Raw genomic sequence first — 5,549 nt, 5'->3', positions numbered from 1 at the left:
TGCCGACAAGAAATCCCGCGGTGCATACCAATTGCTTAACAGCCACCCCCCCCCCCCCCCCAGAAAAAATAGAAAAAATTTAAACGAATATTTTGTTTCTGCGAAAAGAGGTGATGCCTATGGGTAAAACCTCTTTGTGATAGATTCGTGTTTGTATTTTGTATTCAAAAAAAAATAAAAAGGAGAAAATTTATGAGTAACATATTAGGTCTTGGAAATAACGAAGGAAGTAAAAACTGGAGCAACCTTAATACAGATGGCGCGAAAACGGAAAGTAAAAACCCATACTATAATAAGGAAGCGGATAAGCAGATTATCTTGGTTGGTGGTGAAAATAAACTGTTTGAATTTAAAACAAATAAGCCAATTGATTTAAGCCAAAATTCTGTAGAACAGCCTTGGGATAATAATAAAGGTAGAGTAAATTATTCAATAAGTGGGAATACTTTAACAATTACCACAGGTAAATATTTTGACAATTCCTCTAATCGCCCTGAAGTTGTAGACAGATTTGTTTTTTCTAAGAACATGCAAACTAATGGTTATAGAAAATTAGTTGTGACGGTACTGGAAAAAGAAGGAAACTTTAATGGTGATTATTTCCTGAGTCTTAACGCAGTATCAAAAGATGGTTCATATGTGGAACCTGATGGCTGGGATTTTGCTGGCAACTTTATAGCTACTAAACAGTCCGCTCATATGAGGCATACGTTATCAGTTGGCGATGCGCTAGAATTAGATATATCTGCTAATTCAGAAGTTTATATCGACGGACAGATAATTGCTGGTGAAAATGCAAGACTGAAGCTTGCCTTTGAGTTTGCGGACTAGTTTTTTGTTTTATTTTTAGAGCCGGAGAAATTAGTTTTTCCGGCTCTCTTTCTTCGTGCTTATTGGATTGGTCAAAAACCAGCCATTTTTGATGTTATAATTCCTCAATGTCGATTTTCGAATCCGTTCCCAATATTTCCGAAGGGCGCGACAGAAAAAAGATAGTGGCTTTGCTGGATACTCTGCGGCCGATCAAAGAGCTGAAAATTTTGGATCATTCCAGCGACACCGATCATAATCGCAGTGTATTCACCTACATCGGGACGCGCGCGGCGGTCTTGTCCGCCGGGCTGGCGTTAGTGAAAAAAGCCGCTGAGATTCTGGACATTCGCGCGCATGAAGGCGCGCACCCGCGTTTGGGAGCGGTCGATGTCCTGCCGATCGTGCCGGTCTATCAGGCCGAGATGTCCGAGGCCGCCGCTCTAGCGCATGAATTGGGCGGCGCGATCCAAAAACTCGGCGTGCCAGTCATCTTTTATGAAAAGGCCGCGCTGGATCCGGCGGATAAAAATCTTGCCGATGTCCGCCGCAAAAGTTATAATAACGCGCATCAGACAGCCGGTGTGGTCTGTGTGGGCGCGCGGAATTATCTCGTCGCTTACAATATTGACCTGGCGACGCAGGATGCTGCTATCGCCAAAAAGATCGCCGGCCAGATCCGTGAGCGCGGCGGCGGATTGCCCGGGGTCAAAGCTCTGGGTTTGTATTTAGCGTCGCGCGGCTGCGCGCAAGTTAGTCTGAATCTGTGCGCGCCGGAACTGACCGGTCCGGAAAAAGTTTTAGCTTATGTCAAAAATCTGGCCGAAGGAGCCGGCGTGAAAATTAAAGGAACGGAATTGATCGGGCTGCTGCCTGAAACTGTGGCACGGGAGGCGCGGAAATTGGCCGGAGAACTGCATGAATAGAGACTTGCTGCCGCCAGAGGTTGCCGCACGCCGTGAAATTTTGCAAAAAATTTGCCGTTTGCTGGAACGCGCTGGTTACGCGGAAATCGCCACCCCGGCTTTTGAGGAATACGACAGATTGAGCGCCGGACTGCCCCGGCACTTGAAGACTTCCGCGTATCGTTTTTTTGACCAGCGGGGCGTGCAAATGGTCTTGCGGCCGGACATTACCACGCAGATCGCGCGCGTGGCTGGCACGCGCTTGAGCAAAGAAAAAAAGCCGCTGCGTTTTTATTATTCCGGCGATGTGTACCGCGCGGCGCAGCTGGAGATCGGCCAAAATCATCAATTTCACCAGATCGGCGTGGAACTGCTCGGGGTGTCTGGCGCGCGCGGCGATCAGGAGATTTTGCAGCTGGCGGAAAATGTCTTGAAAACGATCGGTTTGAAAGATTACCGCATCGAACAAACTAACGCCGGGCGTATACAGCGTTTGCCGGCCAGACAGCGTGAAGCTTTGCAGCGTCAGAATTTTGCCGCGCTGGGACGCTTGCCGCGTTTGGCCGAGCTGTTGTCCGTAGATCTGGATTATTACACCGGTTTGTACTTTGAATGTTTCGTGCCGGAGATGGGCTACATTCTTGGCTCGGGCGGGCGTTACGACAATCTTTGCGCGGTGTTTGGCCGCAAAAGACCAGCGGTCGGTTTCGCGTTTGATCTGAATAAATTGCTGCTGGCTTTGGCGGCGCAAAAAAAATAAAAAAAGGATAAAAATGCTGACTATCGCTTTGTCCAAAGGTTACATGTTGCCGGAAGCGTTAAAGGTTTTTCGCAAAGTCGGCCTGCGCGTGCCGGAGGCCGGCGAGATTTCGCGCAAACTGGAATTTACCGACGCGGATCAAAAATGCCGTTTCCTGATCGTGCGTCCTGCTGACGTGCCAGTCTATGTGGAGTACGGCGCGGCTGATCTGGGCGTGGCTGGCAAGGATGTCTTGATCGAAGGCCGCCACAAAGTCACTGAGCTGCTGAATTTGAAATTCGGTTATTGCCGTCTGGTCGTGGCGGCGCGGCGCGGCGCGTACCGCCGGGATACTTTGCGCGCCGGACTGCGGGTGGCGACAAAATTTTTAAATTCCGCGGCGGAATATTTTCAGGAAAAACTGGATTTGGATGTAGAGCTGATTAAATTATATGGCTCGGTGGAGCTGGCGCCACTCGACGGTTTGTCCGATGTGATCGTGGATCTGGTAGCGACCGGCAAGACCTTGCAGGAAAACGGCCTGGAAGTGGTGGACGAGATTTACACCAGTACGGCGCGGCTGATCGCCAACCGCGTCAAAGCCAAAAGCCGCTATGGCGAAATTATGTCTCTGGCCCAAAGGATAAAAAAAGCCGTATGAAAATCACAAGCGCGAAAAAAGGACTGCGCGGCGCGCTCACGGTGCCGGGGGATAAATCGATCTCGCATCGCGCGGTGATTTTGGCGGCTCTGGCTGACGGCAAAACAGAGATCAGCGGTTTTCTGCGCGGGCAGGACTGCCTGCATACGCTGAAAAATTTCAAAATGATGGGCGTGGAGTATCGGGATAAAAAGGACAAATTGATCATCAAGGGGCGCGGTCTCAAAGGTCTGCGCAAACCCGATGAGCAAATGGACGTCGGAAATTCCGGCACGGCTTTTCGGCTGCTGGCCGGCGTGCTGGCCGGGCAGGATTTTACGGCCAAACTGACCGGCGATGAGTCTATTCAAAAAAGACCGATGGGGCGTGTCATTGAGCCGCTGCACCGCATGGGCGCGGAATTCAACGGCGACAAAGCGCCGCTGGTTATCGTTAATAATAAAAACACCAAACAGCTCATTGGCATTGCTTACGATTCGCCGCTGGCTTCCGCGCAGGTCAAGTCCGCGATTTTACTGGCCGGTCTGTACGCGCGCGGGGAGACCAGCGTCACCGAACCGGCGCTGTCCCGCGATCATACCGAGCGTCTGTTCAAAACTTTTGGCGTGAAACTCAAAACCGCCACGTTGCCCAGCGGCAAATACAAAGTTACTTTGCCGAACAGCAAACACAAACTCAAGGGTGGCTTGAAAATTAAGATCCCGGGCGATTTTTCCGCGGCGGCGTTTTTTATCGTGGCGGCGCTGATCGTGCCCGGCAGTAAATTGCTGCTGAAAAATGTAGGTGTCAATCCCACGCGCACCGGACTGCTCGATGTCTTAAAAAAAATGGGCGCCAAAATAATCTGGCAAAATAAAAAAACGTTTTCCGGCGAACCGACTGCTGATTTGCAGATTGTTTATTCTCCGCTCAAAGCCGTGGAGATCGGCGGAGAATTGCTGCTGCGCATGATCGATGAGGCGCCGGTCTTTGCCGTGGCGGCCGCGCTGGCCAAAGGCCGGACGGTGGTCAAGGATGCCGAGGAGCTGCGCGTCAAAGAATCAGACCGGATCAAGACGGTGGTGGGAATGTTAAAGAGTTTTGGCGTTTCCGCGGCGGAAACCAGCGACGGCTTTGTCATTGACGGCAATCCGGATCTGCAGATCGCCGCGCCAATTAAGATCAACTCTCATTTTGACCACCGCATTGCCATGTCCGCCGCGGTATTAGGCCTGCTGAACCAAAAAGAAACAACGATCACGGATGACAAATGCATCGAAACTTCTTTTCCGGGTTTTGCGGCGCTGCTCAAAAAGGTGGTCGGGTAAATGCTGAAAATTTACACTAAAAATATTGAAGAAAAACTGCGGCAGATCGCCAGCCGCGGCGAATTGGACTGGCAGCGTCCAGAAATTCAGACCGTCGCGGAGATCATTAAAAATGTCCGGTACGGCGGTGACCGCGTTGTTTTAAAATACACGCAAAAGCTGGACGGCGTGCGTTTGAAAAATCTGCGCGTGGATCCGCTGGAAATAGAGCTGGCGCGCGGGCAATTGGACAAAAATTTATTAAAAGCGCTGCGGCTGGCGATCAAAAATATTGCCGACTATCATTTGAAACAGGTACCGCGTTCGTGGCTGAGCAAGACCGGCCAAAAATCACGCGTCGGCCTGCGTTATTCGCCGGTGTCCGCCGCTGGAGTGTATGTGCCGGGCGGCCGGGCTGTTTATCCGTCATCGCTGCTGATGAATGTTATTCCCGCTAAACTGGCCGGTGTGCCGCGCATCTGCGTTGTGACGCCGCCGGATAAGAACGGCGCCGCGCATCCCGCGCTGCTGGCCGCGGCCTGCGAGCTGGGACTTGACGAGGTCTATCTATGCGGCGGCGCGCAGGCAGTCGCGGCGCTGGCTTACGGCACGGAGAGTATCGCGCGCGTGGATCTGATCGCTGGCCCGGGCAATATTTACGTGACGCTGGCCAAAAAACTGCTGTACGGCGTGGTCGGTTTTGATAAACTGGCCGGCCCTTCGGATTGTTTGATCCTGGCCGATAAAACCGCTGATCCGGAGTTTGTCGCCGCCGATTTGCTGGCGCAGTCCGAGCATGATCCGCAGGCTTCAGCATTGCTGATTACGGACAGTTTGGCTTTGGCTAAAGCGGCGGCCGCGGCGGCAAGCAGGCAGGTCAAGAAAATGCCGCGCCGTAAAATTATTGAGCAGGCTCTGAGTAACTACGGCGGAATTTTTGTGATTTCAAACCGCGCGGATTTTGTGCGTTTGGCTGATCTGGCGGCGCCGGAACATTTGCAGCTAATGCTCAAAGGCGCGGCGGATGTGGCCGAACAGGTCAACAATGCCGGCGCGATTTTTATTGGCGCCTATTCTCCAGTGGCTCTGGGCGATTATTTTGCCGGCCCCAATCACGTGCTGCCAACCGGCGGGACGGCGCGTTTTGC

Annotated in this window: 6 protein-coding genes; all 6 read left to right on the top strand. The window is 51.9% G+C overall.

Annotated elements, in window-relative coordinates; all coding sequences use genetic code 11:
• The first annotated feature begins 192 nt into the window (after positions 1-192).
• A complete protein-coding gene (locus LBJ25_04720; protein MDR1453257.1) occupies positions 193-831 on the top strand; it encodes a hypothetical protein in 639 nt (212 codons plus the stop codon).
• A 107-nt stretch (positions 832-938) separates the two neighbouring features.
• Complete coding sequence (locus LBJ25_04715; protein ID MDR1453256.1) at positions 939-1,736, top strand: glutamate formiminotransferase; 798 nt, start codon at positions 939-941, stop codon at positions 1,734-1,736.
• Complete coding sequence (locus LBJ25_04710) at positions 1,729-2,475, top strand: ATP phosphoribosyltransferase regulatory subunit (GenBank protein ID MDR1453255.1); 747 nt, start codon at positions 1,729-1,731, stop codon at positions 2,473-2,475. The genes LBJ25_04715 and LBJ25_04710 overlap by 8 nt, the downstream gene beginning before the upstream one ends.
• A 13-nt stretch (positions 2,476-2,488) precedes the next feature.
• Positions 2,489-3,115, top strand: a complete 627-nt coding sequence (gene hisG / locus LBJ25_04705) for an ATP phosphoribosyltransferase (GenBank protein MDR1453254.1) — start codon at positions 2,489-2,491, stop codon at positions 3,113-3,115.
• The gene (gene aroA / locus LBJ25_04700; protein ID MDR1453253.1) at positions 3,112-4,422 is read left to right on the top strand and encodes a 3-phosphoshikimate 1-carboxyvinyltransferase; all 1,311 of its coding nucleotides are present in this window, start codon (positions 3,112-3,114) and stop codon (positions 4,420-4,422) included. Before hisG ends, aroA begins: the two co-directional genes overlap by 4 nt.
• Positions 4,423-5,549: histidinol dehydrogenase (gene hisD, locus LBJ25_04695; protein ID MDR1453252.1), on the top strand; the 1,127-nt coding region annotated here is incomplete at its 3' end. It lies immediately after the preceding gene.

This window comes from Candidatus Margulisiibacteriota bacterium, from assembly GCA_031268855.1.
Lineage (GTDB): Bacteria > Margulisbacteria > Termititenacia > Termititenacales > Termititenacaceae > Termititenax.
The sequence above is the reverse complement of the archived record's forward strand: the minus strand, read 5'-3'. Positions and strand labels throughout refer to the sequence as shown.